This is a genomic window from Streptomyces sp. NPDC006610 (assembly GCF_040611575.1).
Taxonomy (GTDB): Bacteria; Actinomycetota; Actinomycetes; order Streptomycetales; family Streptomycetaceae; genus Streptomyces.
The window spans coordinates 22,530-42,546 of the sequence record NZ_JBEXOP010000048.1 but is presented as its reverse complement, the minus strand read 5'-3'; the positions used below and the strand labels follow the sequence as shown (position 1 = coordinate 42,546).

At 73.5% G+C, this 20,017-nt stretch carries 19 protein-coding genes; 18 read left to right on the top strand and 1 reads right to left on the bottom strand.

All coding sequences use genetic code 11. The annotated features are described in order from the left end of the window. Positions 1–62: 62 nt before the first annotated feature. From ABZY13_RS29430 to ABZY13_RS29395, 8 genes are all read left to right on the top strand, one after another. On the top strand, positions 63–1,172 hold the full coding sequence (locus ABZY13_RS29430) for a quinone-dependent dihydroorotate dehydrogenase (protein WP_356636055.1): 1,110 nt from the start codon (positions 63–65) through the stop codon (positions 1,170–1,172). After that, entirely contained in the window at positions 1,169–2,014 is an 846-nt protein-coding gene (gene pyrF / locus ABZY13_RS29425; protein ID WP_356636053.1) for an orotidine-5'-phosphate decarboxylase, read from the top strand. Before ABZY13_RS29430 ends, pyrF begins: the two co-directional genes overlap by 4 nt. A gap of 310 nt (positions 2,015–2,324) precedes the next feature. Further along, complete coding sequence (locus tag ABZY13_RS29420; RefSeq protein ID WP_003977346.1) at positions 2,325–2,648, top strand: integration host factor; 324 nt, start codon at positions 2,325–2,327, stop codon at positions 2,646–2,648. A gap of 61 nt (positions 2,649–2,709) precedes the next feature. Then, positions 2,710–3,267: a guanylate kinase gene (gmk, locus tag ABZY13_RS29415; protein WP_356636051.1), complete on the top strand. Its 558-nt coding sequence runs from the start codon at positions 2,710–2,712 to the stop codon at positions 3,265–3,267. Between the two features lie 53 nt (positions 3,268–3,320). Then, complete coding sequence (rpoZ, locus tag ABZY13_RS29410; protein WP_003988945.1) at positions 3,321–3,593, top strand: DNA-directed RNA polymerase subunit omega; 273 nt, start codon at positions 3,321–3,323, stop codon at positions 3,591–3,593. Between the two features lie 120 nt (positions 3,594–3,713). Beyond that, positions 3,714–4,916 carry a bifunctional phosphopantothenoylcysteine decarboxylase/phosphopantothenate--cysteine ligase CoaBC gene (gene coaBC / locus ABZY13_RS29405; RefSeq protein WP_356636049.1) on the top strand — a complete coding sequence of 401 codons (1,203 nt, stop codon included), beginning with the start codon at positions 3,714–3,716 and terminating at the stop codon, positions 4,914–4,916. Between the two features lie 240 nt (positions 4,917–5,156). Beyond that, positions 5,157–6,365 carry a methionine adenosyltransferase gene (gene metK, locus ABZY13_RS29400; protein ID WP_356636047.1) on the top strand — a complete coding sequence of 403 codons (1,209 nt, stop codon included), beginning with the start codon at positions 5,157–5,159 and terminating at the stop codon, positions 6,363–6,365. Positions 6,366–6,464: 99 nt separating this feature from the next. Next, positions 6,465–8,630 (top strand): primosomal protein N', encoded by a 2,166-nt coding sequence (locus ABZY13_RS29395; protein ID WP_356636045.1) that lies wholly within the window; start codon positions 6,465–6,467, stop codon positions 8,628–8,630. Positions 8,631–9,370: 740 nt separating this feature from the next. Here the strand turns inward: ABZY13_RS29395 and ABZY13_RS29390 are convergent. Further along, positions 9,371–9,901 (bottom strand): hypothetical protein, encoded by a 531-nt coding sequence (locus ABZY13_RS29390; protein WP_356636043.1) that lies wholly within the window; start codon positions 9,899–9,901, stop codon positions 9,371–9,373. 193 nt (positions 9,902–10,094) lie between these two features. On the opposite strand from ABZY13_RS29390, the gene fmt reads away from it, so the two are divergent. From fmt to ABZY13_RS29340, 10 genes are all read left to right on the top strand, one after another. After that, positions 10,095–11,027 (top strand): methionyl-tRNA formyltransferase, encoded by a 933-nt coding sequence (fmt, locus tag ABZY13_RS29385; RefSeq protein WP_356636041.1) that lies wholly within the window; start codon positions 10,095–10,097, stop codon positions 11,025–11,027. Between the two features lie 67 nt (positions 11,028–11,094). After that, a complete protein-coding gene (locus tag ABZY13_RS29380) occupies positions 11,095–12,513 on the top strand; it encodes a transcription antitermination factor NusB (protein WP_356636039.1) in 1,419 nt (472 codons plus the stop codon). Between the two features lie 84 nt (positions 12,514–12,597). Then, positions 12,598–13,284 carry a ribulose-phosphate 3-epimerase gene (rpe, locus tag ABZY13_RS29375; RefSeq protein ID WP_356636037.1) on the top strand — a complete coding sequence of 229 codons (687 nt, stop codon included), beginning with the start codon at positions 12,598–12,600 and terminating at the stop codon, positions 13,282–13,284. A gap of 89 nt (positions 13,285–13,373) precedes the next feature. Beyond that, positions 13,374–14,417, top strand: a complete 1,044-nt coding sequence (locus ABZY13_RS29370; RefSeq protein ID WP_356636035.1) for a sugar-binding domain-containing protein — start codon at positions 13,374–13,376, stop codon at positions 14,415–14,417. Between the two features lie 40 nt (positions 14,418–14,457). Next, positions 14,458–14,832, top strand: coding sequence for a ribonuclease domain-containing protein (locus ABZY13_RS29365; RefSeq protein ID WP_356636033.1), 375 nt, complete (start codon positions 14,458–14,460; stop codon positions 14,830–14,832). Then, the gene (locus ABZY13_RS29360; protein ID WP_356636031.1) at positions 14,829–15,182 is read left to right on the top strand and encodes a barstar family protein; all 354 of its coding nucleotides are present in this window, start codon (positions 14,829–14,831) and stop codon (positions 15,180–15,182) included. The genes ABZY13_RS29365 and ABZY13_RS29360 overlap by 4 nt, the downstream gene beginning before the upstream one ends. A 108-nt stretch (positions 15,183–15,290) precedes the next feature. Next, the gene (locus tag ABZY13_RS29355) at positions 15,291–16,733 is read left to right on the top strand and encodes a GuaB1 family IMP dehydrogenase-related protein (protein ID WP_356636081.1); all 1,443 of its coding nucleotides are present in this window, start codon (positions 15,291–15,293) and stop codon (positions 16,731–16,733) included. Between the two features lie 229 nt (positions 16,734–16,962). Next, the gene (locus tag ABZY13_RS29350; RefSeq protein ID WP_356636029.1) at positions 16,963–18,432 is read left to right on the top strand and encodes an amino acid permease; all 1,470 of its coding nucleotides are present in this window, start codon (positions 16,963–16,965) and stop codon (positions 18,430–18,432) included. A gap of 10 nt (positions 18,433–18,442) precedes the next feature. Beyond that, positions 18,443–18,895: an Lrp/AsnC family transcriptional regulator gene (locus ABZY13_RS29345; protein WP_356636027.1), complete on the top strand. Its 453-nt coding sequence runs from the start codon at positions 18,443–18,445 to the stop codon at positions 18,893–18,895. A gap of 292 nt (positions 18,896–19,187) precedes the next feature. Further along, entirely contained in the window at positions 19,188–19,976 is a 789-nt protein-coding gene (locus ABZY13_RS29340) for a carbon-nitrogen hydrolase family protein (RefSeq protein WP_356636025.1), read from the top strand. Positions 19,977–20,017 lie beyond the last annotated feature (41 nt).

Here is a 20,017-nt window from a genome sequence, read left to right as displayed (position 1 = left end):
GGACACCGGAAACGGTGTCCCCCTCTTCATGAGGCCTCATGGGGCCCGAAGGACACCAAAAGATGTACGAGCTCTTCTTCCGCCTCGTCTTCCGGCGCATGGACCCAGAGAAGGCCCACCACCTCGCCTTCCGGTGGATCCGCCTCGCCGCCCGCGTGCCGGTGCTGCGCACCTTCGCCGCCGCCGTGCTCGCGCCCCGCTACAAGGAGCTGCGCACCGAGGCCCTCGGACTGCGGATGCACGGCCCCTTCGGGCTCGCCGCCGGCTTCGACAAGAACGCCGTCGCCGTGGACGGCATGGCCATGCTCGGCTTCGACCACGTCGAGATCGGCACCGTGACCGGGGAGCCCCAGCCGGGCAACCCCAAAAAAAGGCTGTTCCGGCTGGTGCCCGACCGGGCGCTGATCAACCGCATGGGCTTCAACAACGACGGTTCGCTCGTCGTCGCCGCCCGGCTGGCCGCCCGCGAGCCGGTCTTCCGGACGGTCGTCGGCGTCAACATCGGCAAGACGAAGGCCGTCCCCGAGGCGGAGGCCGTCGCCGACTACGTGAAGTCGGCCGAGCGCCTCGCCCCGTACGCCGACTACCTGGTCGTCAACGTCTCCTCGCCCAACACTCCGGGGCTGCGCAACCTCCAGGCCGTCGAGCACCTGCGCCCGCTGCTGACCGCCGTGCGCGAGGCCGCCGACCGGGCGACGCCCGGCCGCCGGGTGCCGCTGCTGGTGAAGATCGCCCCGGACCTCGCGGACGAGGACGTCGACGGCGTCGCCGACCTCGCGGTGGAGCTCGGCCTGGACGGCATCATCGCCACCAACACCACCATCGCCCGCGACGGACTCGGCCTCACCTCCGACCCCGCCCTGGTGCGGGAGACCGGCGGCCTGTCCGGCGCCCCCCTCAAGGCACGCTCCCTGGAGGTGCTGCGCCGCCTGTACGCGCGCGTGGGCGACCGGATCACCCTGGTCGGCGTCGGCGGCATCGAGACCGCCGAGGACGCCTGGCAGCGCATCCTCGCCGGAGCGACCCTGGTCCAGGGCTACAGCGCCTTCGTCTACGAGGGCCCCTTCTGGGCCCGCGCGATCCACAAGGGCCTGGCCGCGCGGCTGCGCACGAGCCCGTACGCCACCCTCGCCGACGCGGTCGGCGCCGACGTGAGGAAGACGACGACATGACCTCCCTCGAGCCCTTCGGCGCCCGGCTGCGCCGCGCGATGGACGAGCGCGGCCCGCTCTGCGTCGGCATCGACCCGCACGCCTCCCTGCTCACCGAGTGGGGTCTGAACGACGACGTGGCGGGCCTGGAGCGGTTCAGCCGCACGGTCGTGGAGGCGATGGCCGACCGGGTCGCCGTGCTCAAGCCGCAGAGCGCGTTCTTCGAACGGTTCGGCTCGCGCGGCGTGGCCGTGCTGGAGACGGCGGTGCGGGAGGCGCGGGAGGCCGGCGCGCTGGTCGTCATGGACGCCAAGCGCGGCGACATCGGCTCCACCATGGCCGCGTACGCCGAGTCCTTCCTGCACAAGGACGCCCCGCTGTTCTCGGACGCGCTGACCGTCTCCCCGTACCTCGGCTACGGCTCCCTCTCCCCGGCCGTCGCGCTGGCCCGCGAGAACGGCGCCGGCCTGTTCGTGCTGGCGCTCACCTCCAACCCCGAGGGCGGAGAGGTCCAGCACGCCGTCCGCGTGGACGGCCGGAACGTCGGCGCGACCATGCTCGCCCACCTCGCCGCCGAGAACGCCGGGGAGCGGCCCCTCGGGTCCTTCGGCGCGGTCGTCGGGGCGACCCTGGGCGACCTGTCGTCGTACGACCTGGACGTCAACGGGCCGCTCCTCGCACCCGGCATCGGCGCCCAGGGGGCCACGCCCGCGGACCTTCCCCGGGTGTTCGGCGCCGCGGTGCGCAATGTCGTTCCCAACGTCAGCCGGGGGGTGCTGCGGCACGGTCCCGACGTGACGGCGCTGCGTACGGCGGCGGAGCGGTTCGCGGAGGAGATCCGGGCGGCCGTGACCGCGCGGTGAGCGCGGACGGAGGGTGACCGGGGGGCCGGGAGGGCGGCCGGGATCGGGTTCGAGGCTGGATCCATCCACGAATCCGGGGCAGTATGTCTGGAATATCCAGTCCTGACAGAGGCTGACCAGGACTTTTCCGCTGTTCTCGCTGACTCCGGCGCACTTGACCGCTAGTCTCCGTCGAGTGGGGGCACCTCCCGCGCCCCTCAAGGCAGTGGGGGAGAACGGGCAGGCGTGTTGCTCATGGCTCCCCAGGTGTGGGGCAGTAGGTTCCTCACCGGTCCGTATCCGACAGTTCGACATCCGAGGTGACGTAGGCGTGGCTCTTCCGCCCCTTACCCCCGAACAGCGCGCAGCCGCGCTCGAAAAGGCCGCCGCGGCTCGCCGGGAGCGGGCCGAGGTCAAGAATCGACTCAAGCACTCCGGCGCCTCCCTTCACGAGGTCATCAAGCAGGGCCAGGAGAACGACGTCATCGGCAAGATGAAGGTCTCCGCCCTGCTCGAGTCCCTGCCCGGCGTGGGCAAGGTCCGCGCCAAGCAGATCATGGAGCGACTCGGCATCTCCGAGAGCCGCCGCGTGCGCGGTCTCGGTTCCAACCAGATCGCCTCCCTCGAGCGCGAGTTCGGCAGCACCGGCTCCTGACCCGCCGGCCCCGGGGCCCCACTGGTCCCGGGCACTACGGGATTGCTGGAATAATCGCTGCATGAGTGAACGTCCGCGGCTGACCGTGCTCTCCGGACCCTCCGGGGTCGGCAAGAGCACGGTCGTCGCCCATATGCGCAAGCAACACCCCGAGGTCTGGCTCTCGGTGTCCGCGACGACCCGCAGGCCCCGGCCCGGCGAGAAGCACGGAGTCCACTACTTCTTCGTCACCGACGAGGAGATGGACAAGCTGATCGCCAACGGCGAGCTGCTGGAGTGGGCCGAGTTCGCCGGCAACCGGTACGGCACGCCGCGCGCGGCCGTGCTGGAGCGGCTGGAGGCGGGCGAGGCCGTGCTGCTGGAGATCGACCTCCAGGGGGCCCGGCAGGTGCGCGAGTCGATGCCGGAGGCCCAGCTGGTGTTCCTGGCCCCGCCCTCCTGGGAGGAGCTGGTGCGCAGGCTGACCGGCCGGGGCACCGAGGCGCCCGAGGTGATCGAACGGCGCCTCGCGGCGGCGAAGATCGAACTCGCCGCCGAGCCGGAGTTCGACGAAACCCTGGTCAACACCTCCGTCGAGGACGTGGCGCGTGAGCTGCTAGCCTTGATGGATGTCGTGTGATCACGGCATATGTGATCACCGCCCGTCTTTTCCCATCCATCGGAAGGTAGAGCGTGTCCTCTTCCATCTCCGCGCCCGAGGGCATCATCAACCCGCCGATCGACGAGCTCCTCGAGGCCACCGACTCGAAGTACAGCCTCGTGATCTACGCGGCCAAGCGGGCCCGCCAGATCAACGCGTACTACTCGCAGCTCGGCGAGGGCCTCCTCGAGTACGTCGGTCCGCTCGTCGACACCCACGTGCACGAGAAGCCGCTCTCGATCGCTCTGCGCGAGATCAACGCGGGGCTGCTGACCTCCGAGGCCGTTGAGGGCCCGGCGCAGTAGTATTTCCTGCTTGCAGCAGACTTATCCACAGGCCCGGCAGTACGTCTGCCGGGCCTGTGGTGTGTGATGGACCCGTGCGCAGTCCCGGCGCACGGGAGCCGACAGTTGCGGGGAGAGACGGTGGACAAGCCCAAGGTCGTCCTGGGGGTGAGCGGTGGCATCGCCGCCTACAAGGCCTGTGAGCTGCTGCGCAGGCTCACCGAGTCGGGCCACGACGTCCGCGTCGTGCCCACCGCCTCCGCGCTCCACTTCGTCGGCGCCGCCACCTGGTCCGCGCTGTCCGGCCACCCCGTCGCCACCGAGGTCTGGGACCACGTCCACGAGGTCCCGCACGTCCGCATCGGCCAGCACGCCGACCTCGTCGTGGTCGCCCCGGCGACCGCCGACCTCCTCGCCAAGGCGGCGCACGGCCTCGCCGACGACCTGCTGACGAACACCCTGCTCACCGCCCGCTGCCCGGTGGTCTTCGCCCCCGCCATGCACACCGAGATGTGGGAGCACCCGGCCACCCAGGAGAACGTGGCGACGCTGCGCCGCCGCGGCGCCGTCGTCGTCGAACCGGCCGTGGGCCGGCTCACCGGCGCCGACACCGGCAAGGGGCGCCTGCCCGACCCGGCCGAGATCTTCGAGGTCTGCCGCCGGGTCCTCGCCCGCGGCGCCACCCGGCCCGACCTCGCCGGCCGCCATGTCGTGGTCAGCGCCGGCGGCACCCGCGAACCCCTCGACCCGGTCCGCTTCCTCGGCAACCGCTCCTCCGGCAAGCAGGGCTACGCCCTCGCCCGCACCGCCGCCGCGCGCGGCGCCCGCGTCACCCTGATCGCCGCCAACACCGCGCTGCCGGACCCGGCCGGCGTGGACGTCGTCCCGGTCGGCACCGCCGTGCAGTTGCGCGAGGCCGTGCTGAAGGCCGCGGCGGACGCCGACGCCGTCGTCATGGCCGCCGCCGTCGCCGACTTCCGCCCGGCGCACTACGCCACCGGCAAGATCAAGAAGAGGGACGGCCAGGACCCCGATCCCGTCGCGCTGGTCCGCAACCCCGACGTGCTGGCCGAGATCTCGGCCGACCGGCCCCGCCCCGGTCAGGTCGTCGTCGGCTTCGCCGCGGAGACCGACGACGTCCTCGTCAACGGCCGCGCCAAACTGGAGCGCAAGCGCTGCGACCTGCTCGTCGTCAACGAGGTGGGGGAGCGCAGAACGTTCGGCGCCGAGGACAACGAGGCCGTGGTGCTGGGCGCCGACGGAAGCGAGACGCCCGTGCCCCACGGGCCGAAGGAGGCGCTGGCCGACGTCGTGTGGGACCTGGTGGCGCGGCGTCTGCGCTGACGACGCCGTCCGCGCTCCCGCAAGCCCCCCGGCGCCCGCGCGTCCGGGCGCGGGGCCTGGCCAAGGCCGCCCGGCTTTGGGCAGAATGCCCGTGCCGCAGGTCACAGCACTCCCGAGAAACGAGACAGTGCCCCCTGCGGAGGAGCGTGACAGATAAACTGTCTGCGGACGACGCCGAGCGCAGCTCTCGGCCCGTCCACCCATGATCAGCCAGCAGCCGCTGCAACCACAGGGAGCGTTGTGTCCCGTCGCCTGTTCACCTCGGAGTCCGTGACCGAGGGTCACCCCGACAAGATCGCTGACCAGATCAGCGACACCATTCTCGACGCGCTTCTGCGCGAGGACCCGACCTCCCGGGTCGCCGTCGAGACCCTGATCACCACCGGCCTGGTGCACGTGGCCGGAGAGGTCACCACCAAGGCCTACGCGCCCATCCCGCAGCTGGTCCGGGACAAGATCCTGGAGATCGGCTACGACTCCTCGAAGAAGGGCTTCGACGGCGCCTCCTGCGGAGTGTCGGTGTCGATCGGCGCGCAGTCCCCGGACATCGCGCAGGGTGTGGACACGGCGTACGAGACCCGTGTCGAGGGCGACGAGGACGAGCTGGACCGCCAGGGCGCCGGCGACCAGGGCCTGATGTTCGGCTACGCCTCCGACGAGACGCCCACCCTGATGCCGCTGCCGATCTTCCTGGCGCACCGCCTGTCCAAGCGCCTGTCCGAGGTCCGCAAGAACGGCACGATCCCCTACCTGCGCCCCGACGGCAAGACCCAGGTCACCATCGAGTACGACGGCGACAAGGCCGTCCGCCTCGACACGGTCGTCGTCTCCTCGCAGCACGCCAGCGACATCGACCTCGAGTCGCTGCTCGCCCCCGACATCCGCGAGTTCGTCGTCGAGCCGGAGCTGAAGGCGCTCCTGGAGGACGGCATCAAGCTCGACACCGAGGGCTACCGCCTGCTGGTCAACCCCACCGGCCGCTTCGAGATCGGCGGCCCGATGGGCGACGCCGGCCTCACCGGCCGCAAGATCATCATCGACACCTACGGCGGCTTCGCCCGGCACGGTGGCGGCGCCTTCTCCGGCAAGGACCCGTCCAAGGTGGACCGCTCGGCCGCCTACGCGATGCGCTGGGTCGCCAAGAACGTCGTCGCCGCCGGTCTCGCCGCCCGCTGCGAGGTCCAGGTCGCGTACGCGATCGGCAAGGCCGAGCCCGTCGGCCTGTTCGTGGAGACCTTCGGCACCCACAAGGTCGAGCCGGAGCGCATCGAGAAGGCGATCGACGAGGTCTTCGACCTCCGCCCGGCCGCGATCATCCGCGACCTCGACCTGCTCCGCCCGATCTACGCCCAGACCGCCGCGTACGGCCACTTCGGCCGTGAGCTGCCGGACTTCACCTGGGAGCGCACCGACCGCGTGGACGCGCTGCGCAAGGCCGCGGGCCTGTAGGCCCCCGGTCGCCCCCGAGGCCCGGTTCCCCTCGCGGGAGCCGGGCCTCGGCCGTTCCGGGCGCCGCCCGTTGTCAGTGGCGTTTGGAAGAATGCAGGCGTGAGCGGCGAGAACGGGCAGGGGGACGGCGGTGGCGCGGGGACGCCGCCGCCGGAGCAGCTCGCGCTCATCCGGGAGAGCGTGCGCAAGGCCAACGCGCCCAGGGCCAAGCCGCGCACCTGGCGGGGAGCGGCCCTGGCCGCCGAGCTGCCGGTCGCGCGGGTGCTGGTCGACAAGGGCGTGCTGCACCTCGACCGGTACTTCGACTACGCGGTGCCCGCCGAGCTGGACGCCGACGCCCAGCCCGGTGTGCGGGTGCGGGTGCGGTTCGGGGCCGGACGGCACCGGGTCCGCGAGGGGCGGCGCGAGGGCGGAGGACTGATCGACGGGTTCCTCGTCGAGCGGCGGGCCGAGTCCGACTACGCCGGGCCGCTGGCCGCGCTCGCCCAGGTGGTGTCGCCGGAGCGGGTGCTCGACGAGGAGCTGCTGGGGCTGGCCCGCGCCGTCGCCGACCGGTACGCGGGCAGCCTGGCCGACGTCCTGCAACTCGCCGTGCCGCCGCGCAACGCCCGCGCCGAGCAGCGGCCCTCGCCCCCGCCGCAGCCCCCGCCCCCGGCGCCCGCCCCCGGCACCTGGGAGCGGTACGAGCGGGGGCCCGCGTTCCTGACGGCGCTGGCCTCCGGGGCCGCCCCGCGCGCGGTGTGGAACGCCCTGCCGGGTCCCGAGTGGAGCGCGGAACTGGCCCGCGCCGTGGCCGCGACGCTCGCCTCGGGGCGGGGCGCGCTGGTCGTGGTGCCGGACGGGCGTGCCGCCGCGCGGGTGGACGCCGCACTGACCGAGCTGCTCGGCGAGGGACGGCACGCGCTGCTCACGGCCGACGCGGGGCCGGAGAAGCGGTACGGGCAGTGGCTGGCGGTGCGGCGCGGGTCCGTGCGGGCCGTGGTGGGCACCCGGGCGGCGATGTTCGCGCCGGTGCGGGACCTGGGCCTGGTGGCCGTGTGGGACGACGGGGACGACAGCCACAGCGAGCTGCACGCCCCGCAGCCGCACGCGAGGGACGTGCTGCTGCTGCGGGCCGCGCAGGACGGGTGCGCCTTCCTGCTGGGCGGCTGGAACTGCACGGTGGAGGCCGCGCAGCTGGTGGAGAGCGGCTGGGCCCGGCCCCTGGTCGCCGGGCGGGAGCAGGTGCGGGCCGCCGCTCCGCTGGTGCGCACGATCGGGGACCAGGACCTGGCGCGGGACGAGGCCGCGCGCGCCGCCCGGCTGCCCTCGCTCGCCTGGCAGGCGGCGCGCGAAGGACTGCGGCACGGTCCGGTGCTCGTCCAGGTGCCCCGGCGCGGCTACGTCCCGCGGCTGGCCTGTGCCGCCTGCCGGACGCCCGCCCGGTGCCGGCACTGTGCCGGTCCGCTGCGGGCGCGGGACGCGGGCGCGCCGTACTGCGGCTGGTGCGGGCGCGAGGAGGGGGCGTGGCACTGCCCGGAGTGCGGGGCGTTCCGGCTGCGGGCTCAGGTGGTGGGGGCCCGCCGTACGGCGGAGGAGCTGGGGCGGGCGTTTCCGGCCGTGCCGGTGCGCACCTCGGGGCGGGAGCATGTGCTGGACACGGTGCCGGGGACGCCCGCGCTGGTGGTGAGCACGCCGGGCGCGGAGCCGGTGGCCCAGGGCGGGTACGCGGCGGCGCTGCTGCTCGACGGGTGGGCGATGCTCGGGCGGCCCGATCTGCGGGCGGGCGAGGACGCGCTGCGGCGCTGGATCGCGGCCGCGGCGCTGGTCCGGCCGCAGGGGGATGGCGGCACGGTCGTCGTGGTCGCCGAGCCGACGCTCAGGCCCGTGCAGGCGCTGGTGCGCTGGGACCCGGTGGGCCACGCGGTACGGGAGCTGGCCGAGCGGGCCGAGCTGGGCTTTCCGCCGGTGTCGCGGATGGCGTCGGTGGCGGGGCCGCCCGAGGCGCTCGCGGACTTCCTGCGCTCGGTCGAACTCCCGCCGGAAGCGGAGGTGCTGGGCCCCGTGCCGCTCCCGGTCACCCCGTCGGCGGCGGCCGGCCGCCCGCGCCGCCCCGGGGAGCCTCCGCCGGGCGAACAGTGGGACCGCGCGCTGATCCGCGTGCCACCGGGCCGGGGCGCGGCCCTGGCGTCGGCGCTGAAGTCGGCGCAGGCGGCCCGGATGGCCCGGGGGAACGGGAGCGGTTCCGGGGTCCGGGTACGGATCGACCCGCCGGACATCGGCTGAGGCGGGGCGGGGGAGGGCGGGACGTGGGCTTGCCCCGGAGACGGTTTCGCCCTCCTGGTGTGGAGGGCGGGTGGCGGGGGGTGGTTTTGGGGGCTGGGCCGCGTCCGGTCGGTGTGGGGCGGCCGTGGGACGGTTCACGGAGACGGTTTTGCCCTCCTGGTGTGGAGGGCGGGTGGCGGGGGGTGGTTTTGGGGGCTGGGCCGCGTCCGGTCGGCGTGGGGCGGCCGTGGGACGGTTCACGGAGACGGTTTCGCCCTCCTGGTGTGGAGGGCGGGCGGCGGGGGGTGGTTTTGGGGGCTGGGCCGCGCCCGGTCGGCGTGGGGCGGCCGTGGGACGGCGACGGACATGCGGCTGCCTTCCCGGTGCGGGGGCGGGGATGGTGCGGGGGCCGAGTCGCGCCCGGCCGGTGTGGGTGCTTGTGGCGCGGCGCGGGAGTTGCGCTTGCCCTCCCGGTGTCGAGGGCGGGAGGCAGGGGTGTTGTTGCGGGCCGAGTGGCGCCCGGGCGGCGGGGGCGGTCGTGGGAGGGCGACGGACGTGCCGTTGAACCTCACCCGCGTGAGGGCCGGAGTCGGGTGTGGTGTGGGAGGCCGCGGCGCCCGGGCGGCGGGGCGTGGACGATGACGGACGTGCGGCTGCCCTCCGCGCGTGGAGGCGGGGAGGGCAGCGGTGGTGCGAGGGCCGAGCCGCGCCCGGTCGGCGTGGGGCGGTCGGCCGTGCTCGGGACGGTGACGCGGGTGCGGTCAGCCGTTGCGCGGGCCGGGGAAGGCCGTCGGACGGGTCTCGTGGCTGCCCGCCGTCGGCTGGGTCGGCATGGAACGGGCCGCGGGGACCGTCGGCACCGTGGCGACTCCGGCGCCCGTGTTCAGCGGGCGGGAGCCCGCCGGCTCGGCGCCCCGCTCGGCCTCCGCGGCGGCCTGGGCCGCGGCGCGGCGGGAGCCGTACCGGCGGTGCACCGCCTGCTTGGTGACCCCGAGCGCGGAGCCCACCGCGTCCCACGAGAAGCCGAGCGAACGGTCGAAGTCGACCGCCGCCGTGACCAGGGTCTCGACGCTGTCCCGCAGCTCCTGGGCGAGGCGGACCGTGGGTGCGGGGGCGCGTCCGTAGACGACGAAGCCCGTGGAGGGGCCGGAGCGGCGCGGGCGGTAGACGTTGCCGAGCTGGGCGGTGAGGGTCCGCAGTGCGTCCACCTGCCGGCGGACCCGCTCGATGTCCCGCACCAGCAAGTGCAGGCTGGCCCGAGCCTGGGCGTCGTGGGTTGCGTGGTCGGCCATGAACAAGCCTCTCGAACCGGCGTTGAGGAGAAAGGATCGGGCCGCTGCCGCGGCCCGCAGTGGTCAACTCTTTCTTGACCAACGCGCTTTCGCTCCGCTGGTCACGCTGCGGGGCGTAAGAACATGCCCGCGCGCCCGTCATAGACTGGTGCGCCGCCCGTCAAGACCCCCGCCCGAGAGGCCCGTACCACCCATGAAGCTGGTCTTCGCCGGTACCCCCGAGGTCGCCGTCCCCGCTCTGGACGCACTGCTCGCCGCCGAGCGGCACGAGGTGGTCGCCGTGGTCACCCGGCCGGACGCGCCGGCGGGCCGCGGTCGCAGGCTGGTGGCGTCCCCCGTGGCCGAGCGCGCCGAGGAGGCCGGCATCGAGGTGCTCAAGCCGGCCAGGCCGCGCGACCCCGAGTTCCTGGAGCGGCTGCGCGAGATCGGGCCGGACTGCTGCCCCGTCGTCGCCTACGGCGCCCTGCTCCCGCGCGCCGCCCTCGACATCCCCGCCCGCGGCTGGGTCAACCTGCACTTCTCGCTGCTGCCCGCCTGGCGCGGCGCCGCCCCCGTGCAGCACGCCGTCATGGCGGGCGACGAGATCACCGGGGCGTCCACCTTCCTGATCGAGGAGGGCCTCGACTCCGGTCCCGTCTACGGCACCGTCACCGAGACCGTCCGCCCCACCGACACCAGCGGCGACCTGCTCACCCGCCTCGCCTTCGCCGGCGCCGGACTGCTCGCCGCCACCATGGACGGCATCGAGGACGGCTCCCTGAAGCCCGTGCCGCAGCCCGCCGAGGGCGTCAGCCTCGCCCCCAAGATCACCGTCGAGGACGCCCGCGTCGACTGGCGCGCCCCCGCCCTGCGCGTCGACCGGGTGGTGCGCGGCTGCACCCCCGCACCGGGCGCCTGGACCACCTTCCGCGGCGAGCGCCTCAAGCTCGTCCAGGTCGCGCCCGTCCCCGACCGCACCGACCTCGCCCCCGGCCGGCTGTCCGCCGCCAAGAACAACGTGTACGCGGGCACCGGCTCGTACGCGATCGAGCTGCTGTGGGTGCAGCCCCAGGGCAAGAAGCCGATGCGGGGCGCCGACTGGGCCCGCGGGGTGCGCATCGCCGACGGGGAGAGCCTCGGCGGGTGACGTCGCCGCGCACGGGCGGACGTAGGCTGGGCGCAGACCGTATACAGAAATCCGGAGCACCTTCTTCGTGAGCGACACCTCCCGTCGGCCCCGCAAACCCGGCAAGCCCTACCGCCGTCCCCGTAAGGACCCGGTGCGCGTCCTCGCGTTCGACGCGCTCCGGGCCGTGGACGAGCGCGACGCGTACGCCAACCTCGTGCTGCCGCCGCTGCTGCGCAAGGCCCGCGAGAGCCACGGCTTCGACGCGCGGGACGCCGCCCTCGCCACCGAACTGGTCTACGGCACGCTGCGGCGGCAGGGCACGTACGACGCGGTGATCGCGGCCTGCGTGGACCGGCCGCTGCGGGAGGTCGACCCGCCCGTGCTGGACGTGCTCAGCCTCGGCGCGCACCAGCTGCTCGGCACGCGCATCCCCACCCACGCCGCCGTGTCCGCCTCCGTCGAACTGGCGCGGGTGGTGCTCGGCGACGGACGGGCCAAGTTCGTCAACGCCGTGCTGCGCAAGGTGGCCCAGCACGACCTCGACGGCTGGCTGGAGCGGGTCGCGCCGCCCTACGACGAGGACCCCGAGGACCATCTGGCCGTGGTGCACTCGCACCCGCGCTGGGTGGTCTCCGCGCTGTGGGACTCGCTCGGCGGACCGCGCTCCGGCATCGAGGAACTGCTCGCCGCCGACAACGAACGGCCCGAGGTGACCCTGGTGGCCAGGCCCGGCCGGGCCACCACCGAGGAACTCCTCGGCGAGGAGGCGGCGCTGCCCGGACGCTGGTCGCCGTACGCGGTGCGGCTGACCGAGGGCGGCGAGCCGGGCGCCGTCGACGCCGTCCGGGAGGGGCGGGCCGGCGTGCAGGACGAGGGCAGCCAGCTCGTCGCCCTCGCCCTCGCCAACGCGCCGCTGGACGGGCCGGACGGCAGATGGCTCGACGGCTGCGCCGGGCCGGGCGGCAAGGCCGCACTGCTCGCCGCGCTCGCCGCCGAGCGGGGCGCCACCCTGCTCGCCTCCGAGAAGCAGCCGCACCGTGCAGGCCTCGTCGCCAAGGCCCTCGCCGGAAACCCCGGCCCCTACCAGGTCATCGCCGCCGACGGCACCCGCCCGCCGTGGCGGCCCGGCAGTTTCGACCGGGTCCTGATGGACGTCCCCTGCACCGGACTCGGCGCCCTGCGGCGGCGTCCCGAGGCCCGCTGGCGCCGCCGCCCCGAGGACCTCGACGGCTTCGCCCCGCTCCAGCGCGGCCTGCTGCGCACCGCCCTTGACTCCGTGCGCGTCGGCGGCGTCGTCGGCTACGCCACCTGCTCCCCGCACCTCGCCGAGACCCGCGCCGTCGTCGCGGACGTCCTCAAGCAGTTCCCGCGTGCCGAGCTGATCGACGCCCGCCCGCTGCTGCCCTCGGTGCCCGACCTCGGCGACGGTCCGGACGTACAACTGTGGCCCCACCTGCACGGCACCGACGCCATGTACCTGGCGCTCATCCGCCGGACCGGCTGACCCGGGCCGCCCGCGGCCGGGCAGCGGCGCCCACCATCCGACACCGATGCCCGCACCCCCAGCCGGGCATGGCAGTCTTGGGGCATGGCCGTGCAGATCAACCCCAGCATCCTGTCCGCCGACTTCGCCCGTCTCGCCGACGAGGCGAAGGCGGTCGAAGGGGCCGACTGGCTCCACGTCGACGTCATGGACAACCATTTCGTCCCCAACCTCACGCTCGGCGTGCCGGTCGTGGAGTCCCTGGCCCGGGCGACGGACACCCCGCTGGACTGCCATCTGATGATCGAGGACCCCGATCGCTGGGCGCCCCGGTACGTGGAGGCCGGGGCCTCCTCGGTCACCTTCCACGTCGAGGCCGCCGCCGCACCGGTCCGGCTGGCCCGGGAGATCCGAGCCAAGGGCGCCCGCGCCTCCATGGCGCTCAAGCCGGCCACGCCCATCGAGCCGTACGAGGACCTGCTCCCCGAGCTGGACATGCTGCTGATCATGACGGTCGAGCCGGGCTTCGGCGGGCAGGCGTTCCTCGACATCATGCTGCCGAAGATCCGCCGTACCCGTGAGCTGATCGGCAAGCACGGCCTTCAGCTGTGGCTGCAGGTCGACGGCGGGGTGTCGGACGCCACCATCGAGCGCTGCGCCGAGGCCGGCGCCGACGTCTTCGTGGCCGGCTCCGCGGTGTACGGCGCCGCCGACCCGGCCGAGGCGGTGCGCGCCCTGCGCGCCCGGGCCCAGGCGGTGACCGAGCACGCCACATGGGCGTGCGACCACTGAGCCACGGTTACGTGAACGGCGTCCATCGGGCACCGATCGGGGCTGAGCGACCGCGCCGGATCTGCGAGGATGAACGGCGAATCCAGAGTGTGAACAGCAGTGAGGAGAACGCCGTGTCGGGTATGTCGGCGGGCCGGTCAGCCATGCGGATGGGACCCGCTGAGCTGGTGCAGGCGGCGGCCATGGCCCGCCGCTTCTACCTCGAGGGGAAGTCCAAGATCCAGATCGCGGAGGAGTTCGGCGTCAGCCGCTTCAAGGTGGCCCGGGTCCTGGAGACCGCCCTCGAACGGGATCTCGTGCGCATCGAGATCCGAGTCCCCGCCGAACTGGACGCCGAGCGCTCCGACGCGCTGCGCGCCCGCTACGGCCTCAGGCACGCCGTCGTCGTCGAGTCCCCGGCCGACGCCGAGGAGACCCCCGACCCCGAGAACCTCGGCGAGGTGGCCGCCGACCTGCTCGGCGAGCTGCTCAGCGAGGGGGACGTCCTGGGCCTGGCCTGGGGCCGTTCCACCATCCACATGGCCGCCGCCCTCGACCGGCTGCCGCCCTGCACGGTGGTCCAGCTGACCGGCGTGTACGACGCCGGGACCGCCGAGCGCGGTTCGGTGGAGGCCGTGCGCCGGGCCGCGCAGGTGGCCGGCGGCGACGCCCACCCCATCTACGCGCCGATGCTGCTGCCGGACGCGGCCACCGCGCAGGCCCTGCGCCACCAGACCGGGATCGCCCGCGCCTTCGACTACTTCGACAAGGTCACGGTCGCCTGCGTGTCCATCGGCTCCTGGGAGCCGGGCATCTCCACCGTGCACGACATGCTCAGCGACGAGGAGCGCGCCCACTACGCCTCCCTCGGCGTCGCCGCCGAGATGTCCGCGCACCTCTTCGACTCCGACGGCCGCCGGGTCGGGCGCGACCTGGGGGAGCGGTGCATCACCGTCAAGGCCGACCAGCTCCGCCGCATCCCGGAGGTCGTCGCGATCGCGGGCGGACAGCGCAAGGCCGCCGCCATCGACGCGGTCCTGCGCTCCGGGCTGGTCACCAGCCTGGTCACGGACACCTCGGCCGCCGACTACCTGATGACGGCCGGGCCGACGCCCAAGCCGGCGCTCAACCGCGCCGACCCGGACGGAACCTGACAACAGGTCGGGGGAGGGCGGCCGTGGCAGCATCGTCGGCATGGTGCTGCGGCTCGTCCTCCGAGGGCTCCTGGGCGCCCTCCTCCTGCTCACGGGGTGCTCGTCCACCGAAGCCCCGGTCCCTTCCCGGTCCGACGGCATGGCCACCGTCCGGGAGTCCGAACTGCCCCCCGAGGCGCGCGAGACCCTGCGCCTCATCGACGCGGGCGGCCCCTTCCCCCACGACCGCGACGGCGCCGTCTTCGGCAACTTCGAAGGGCTGCTGCCCCGGCAGCCACGCGGCCACTACCGCGAGTACACCGTCCGCACCCCCGGCTCCCGCGACCGCGGGGCCCGCCGGATCGTCGCCGGGCGCGGCGGCGAGACGTACTACACCGACGACCACTACGCATCCTTCAGGGCGGTACTGAGATGACGCACGACGCGGCGGGCCGGACGGTGGTCACGCTGGACCTCGGCGGGGTCACCGACAAGGCGGGCCTGATGGACCGCTGCGCCCTCGCCCTCGACCTGCCCGACTGGTTCGGCCGCAACTGGGACGCCCTCGCCGACTGTCTCGCCGACCCGACCCTGTGGCCCGAGGGTGCCGAGGAGCGGGGCCTGCTGGTCGTGGTCGAGGGCTGGCGGGAGTACGCCGAGACGCGGCCCGAGGAGTGGCGGGTCGCCGAGGAGGTGTTCGCCGAGGCGACGGACCGCGGACCCGGCCTGTTCGTGACCCTCGGATTCGGAGGTTCCTCCAAGCAGGCCGCTGACCAGCCTGGATGATCTGCCGGGGCGGTCCGGGGGCCTCGCCATGGGACAATGAAGTACGTGCTCTTTCCCCCTGGCTGACCTGTCCGGGGGCCGCCTCTGATCGACTGGGATGTGCAGCACGTGCGTTTCCTCAACGACATCCAGCCCTCGTACGACCTCACGTACGACGACGTGTTCATGGTGCCGAACCGCAGCGCGGTCGGCTCCCGGCAGGACGTCGACCTCAGCTCCCCGGACGGCACGGGCACCACGATCCCGCTCGTCGTCGCCAACATGACCGCCATCGCCGGCCGCCGCATGGCCGAGACCGTGGCCCGGCGCGGCGGCCTCGTGGTCATCCCGCAGGACATCCCGATCGACGTCGTCACCGACGTCGTCTCCTGGGTCAAGAGCCGCCACCTGGTGCTGGACACCCCGATCGTGCTCGCCCCGCACCAGACCGTCGCCGACGCGCTCGGCCTGCTGCCCAAGCGCGCCCACAACGCCGGCGTCGTCGTCGACGAGGAGAACCGGCCCGTCGGCGTCGTCACCGACCGGGACCTGACGGGTGTCGACCGCTTCACCCAGCTCGAAGTGGTCATGTCCAAGGACCTGCTCCTGCTGGACGCCGACATCGACCCGCGCGAGGCCTTCAACACCCTCGACCACCACAACCGGCGCTACGCCCCCGCCGTCGACTCCGACGGCCGGCTCGCCGGCATCCTCACCCGCAAGGGCGCCCTGCGCGCCACCCTGTACACCCCGGCGACCGACGCCGACGGGCGGCTGCGCATCGCCGCCGCGGTCGGCATCAACGGCGACGTCGCGGGCAAGGCCAAGCAGCTGCTGGACGCGGGCGTCGACACCCTCGTCATCGACACCGCGCACGGCCACCAGGAGTCGATGATCAGCGCCGTCAAGCTGGTGCGCGCCCTCGACCCGCAGGTGCCGATCGCCGCCGGCAACATCGTCTCTGCGCAGGGCGTGCGGGACCTGATCGAAGCGGGCGCGGACATCGTCAAGGTAGGCGTGGGCCCCGGCGCCATGTGCACCACCCGGATGATGACCGGCGTGGGCCGGCCGCAGTTCTCCGCCGTGCTGGAGTGCGCCGCCGAGGCGAGGAAGCACGGCAAGCACGTCTGGGCCGACGGCGGCGTGCGCCACCCGCGCGACGTGGCCATGGCCCTCGCGGCCGGCGCCTCGAACGTGATGATCGGCTCCTGGTTCGCCGGCACCTACGAGTCCCCCGGCGACCTCCAGCACGACGCGGACGGGCGGGCCTACAAGGAGTCGTTCGGCATGGCGTCCGCGCGCGCCGTGCGCAACCGCACCTCCGAGGAGTCGGCCTACGACCGCGCCCGCAAGGGCCTGTTCGAGGAGGGCATCTCCACCTCCCGGATGTTCCTGGACCCGGCCCGCCCCGGCGTCGAGGACCTGATCGACGCGATCATCGCGGGCGTCCGCTCCTCCTGCACCTACGCCGGCGCGGGATCCCTGGAGGAGTTCGCGGAGAACGCCGTCGTCGGCATCCAGAGCGCGGCTGGCTACGCCGAGGGCAAGCCGCTGCACGCCAGCTGGAACTGACCCCGCGCAACGGTCGACAGCCCTTCCGCAACGAACACGCACCGAGCCGCGAGGAACGCAACGATCTTGCGTCCATGCGCAAGATTGCTTCATTACATGAGCAACGCCGCCCTCATAGGCTGTCGCCTCGTACGTGGCGTGGCGGGGACCCCGCTCGGTGGGTCCCTGCCCCAAGGGGCGCCACCGGGTCCCCGCCGGCCGGACCCGCAGCGACAAGGAGCCCCCGCGCGTGCTCGACCAAGGCGCACCCCCGCAGCACAGCAGCACCACCGCCCCGCCCGCCCCGGGCTTCGCCGCTCGTCTGATGCGGCGCAAGCCCGTGGAACGCCTGGTCGCGGAGGGCGGGCAGGGCGAGGGAGGGTCCCTGCGACGCTCCCTCGGCCTGTGGCAGCTCACGATGATCAGCATTGGCGCCACCCTCGGCACCGGCATCTTCGTCGTCCTCGGCGACGCCGTCCCGGAGGCGGGCCCCGCGGTCACCCTGGCCTTCGTCATCGCCGGCCTCACCGCTCTGTTCTCTGCCCTGTCCTACGCGGAACTGGCCGGCAGCATCCCGGTCGCCGGCTCCTCCTACTCGTACGCATACGCAACGATGGGTGAGCTGGTCGCCTGGGTGTGCGGCTGGTGCCTGGTGCTGGAGTACGGCGTGTCGGTGGCCGCCGTCGCCGTCGGCTGGGGCGAGTACCTCAACGAACTCCTCGACGGCACCCTCGGCGTCACCATCCCGTCGGTGCTCTCCTCCGCGCCCGGCGAGGGCGGTGTCGTCAACCTGCCCGCGCTGCTCGTCGTCCTGCTGGCGATGGTCTTCCTGCTCGGCGGCGTCCGCGAGTCCGCCCGCGCCAACACCGTCATGGTCGCCGTCAAGATCGCCGCGCTGGTGCTGTTCTGCGCGGTCGGCTTCCTGGGCTTCAAGTCGGGCAACTACGCCGACTTCATGCCGCTCGGCATGGCCGGGGTGAGCGCCGCCGGCGCCACGCTGTTCTTCTCCTACATCGGCTTCGACGCCGCCTCCACGGCCGGCGAGGAGGCGAAGGACCCCAAGCGCGACCTGCCCCGCGCGATCATGCTCTCCCTGATCATCGTCACCGCGCTGTACGTGCTGGTGGCGGCCGTCGCCGTCGGCGCCTGGAACTGGACGAGGTTCGAGGGCTCCGAGGCATCCCTCGCCGCGATCATGAACGACGTGAGCGGCCAGACGTTCTGGGGCACCCTCCTCGCCCTCGGCGCCGTCATCTCCATCGCCAGCGTCGTCCTCACCGTCCTCTACGGCCAGACCCGCATCCTGTTCGCGATGTCCCGCGACGGCCTCGTCCCCAAGGCGCTCGGCAAGGTCGACGCGAAGACCGGCGCGCCCCGCCTCAACACGGTGATCGTCTCCCTGTTCTGCGGCGTCCTCGCCGCCCTGATCCCGCTCGGCAAACTCGTCGACGCCACCAGCATCGGCACGCTGTTCGCCTTCGCCCTCGTCAACGTCGCCGTCGTGGTGCTGCGCCACCGGCGGCCGGAGCTGGAGCGCACGTTCAAGGTGCCGTTCGGGCCGGTCCTGCCGGTGCTCGGCTTCCTGTTCTGCGCGTACAACATGCTCAGCCTCGACTCGGTGACCTGGGTGGTCTTCGCGTGCTGGATGGCCGCCGGTCTCGTGTTCTACTTCCTGTACGGCTACCGCCGCTCCCGTCTGGCCGCACCCGAAGCGAAGTGAACCACCCGCAGTGCTGAACGATCTCGACGAACGCATCGTGCACGCCCTCGCCGAGGACGCCCGCCGCTCCTACGCGGACATCGGGCAGCTCGTCGGCCTGTCCGCGCCCGCCGTGAAGCGGCGCGTGGACAGGCTGCGCGCCACCGGCGCCATCACCGGCTTCACCGTCCGGGTGGACCCCTCGGCGCTGGGCTGGCACACCGAGGGGTTCGTCGAGATCTACTGCCGCAGCAATACGTCCCCGGAGACCATCCAGCGCGGCCTGGAGCGCTACCAGGAGGTCGTGGCCGCGTCCACCGTCACCGGGGACGCGGACGCGGTCGCCCAGGTCTTCGCCTCCGACATGCGGCACTTCGAGCGGGTCCTGGAGCGGATCGCGGGGGAGCCGTTCGTGGAGCGCACCAAGTCGGTGCTGGTGCTGTCGCCGCTGCTGCGGCGCTTCTCCTCCGGGTCGCCGACCTAGACCGCCGGGCCCGCGGGCCCTGGGCACCGGTCCGGTGACCCGGCGGCACCGACGCACGGCGCGGAGGGGGAAACCCGGGACTCCGGCCGCCCGGCGGCCAGTCGTGTCGGAACGCTCCGCCGCAGATCCACCTACAGCGCCGCCGGTTCGCGCAACGAATCGCCGCCGACGGCCCGACGGACGCAACGAACGGCTCACGAGCGCGCAACGGCTGCTCCTTGTCCGCCGGAGCGCCCCGACCGTACCGTCTACATGGCCCCCACACCCACTTCCGTCCCGGTGAGGAACACCCATGCGCACCGCCCTGCTCCAGAGCTCCGGCCGGCCCGGCTCGACCGTCGAGAACCTCAAGGTCCTCGACGAGGCCGCGGGCCGCGCCGCCGCGGCCGGCGCCGGGCTGCTGGTCGCTCCGGAGATGTTCCTCACCGGCTACGCCATCGGCGACGACATCGCCCGCCTCGCCGAGCCCGCCGACGGCGACTGCGCCGACGCGATCGCCGAGACCGCCGCCCGGCACCGCCTCGCCATCGCCTACGGCTACCCGGAGCGCGCCGGCGACACGGTTCACAACTCGGCCCAGCTGATCTCCGCCGCCGGCGACCGGCTCGCCAACTACCGCAAGACCCACCTCTTCGGCTGCTTCGAGCGCGACCACTTCACCCCCGGCGACCAGCAGGTCGTCCAGGCCGAGCTGAACGGCCTCACCGTCGGCCTGATGATCTGCTACGACGTGGAGTTCCCGGAGAACGTCCGCGCCCACGCCCTCGCCGGCACCGACCTGCTGCTGGTGCCGACCGCGCAGATGCACCCGTACCAGTTCGTCCCCGAGTCCGTCGTGCCGGTGCGGGCCTTCGAGAACCAGATGTACGTCGCGTACGTCAACCGCACCGGCCGCGAGGGCGAGTTCGAGTTCGTCGGCCTGTCCACCCTGGCCGGCCCCGACGGCATCGCCCGCACCCGGGCCGGCCGTGCCGAGGAACTGGTCCTCGCCGACGTGGACCCCGTCCTCCTCGCCGCGTCCCGCGAGGCGAACCCGTATCTGAAGGACCGCCGCCCCGGTCTGTACGGCTCCCTCGTCTGAGCCCCGGCATTCCCCCCTCCCAGAGTTTTCGCGCAAGGAGT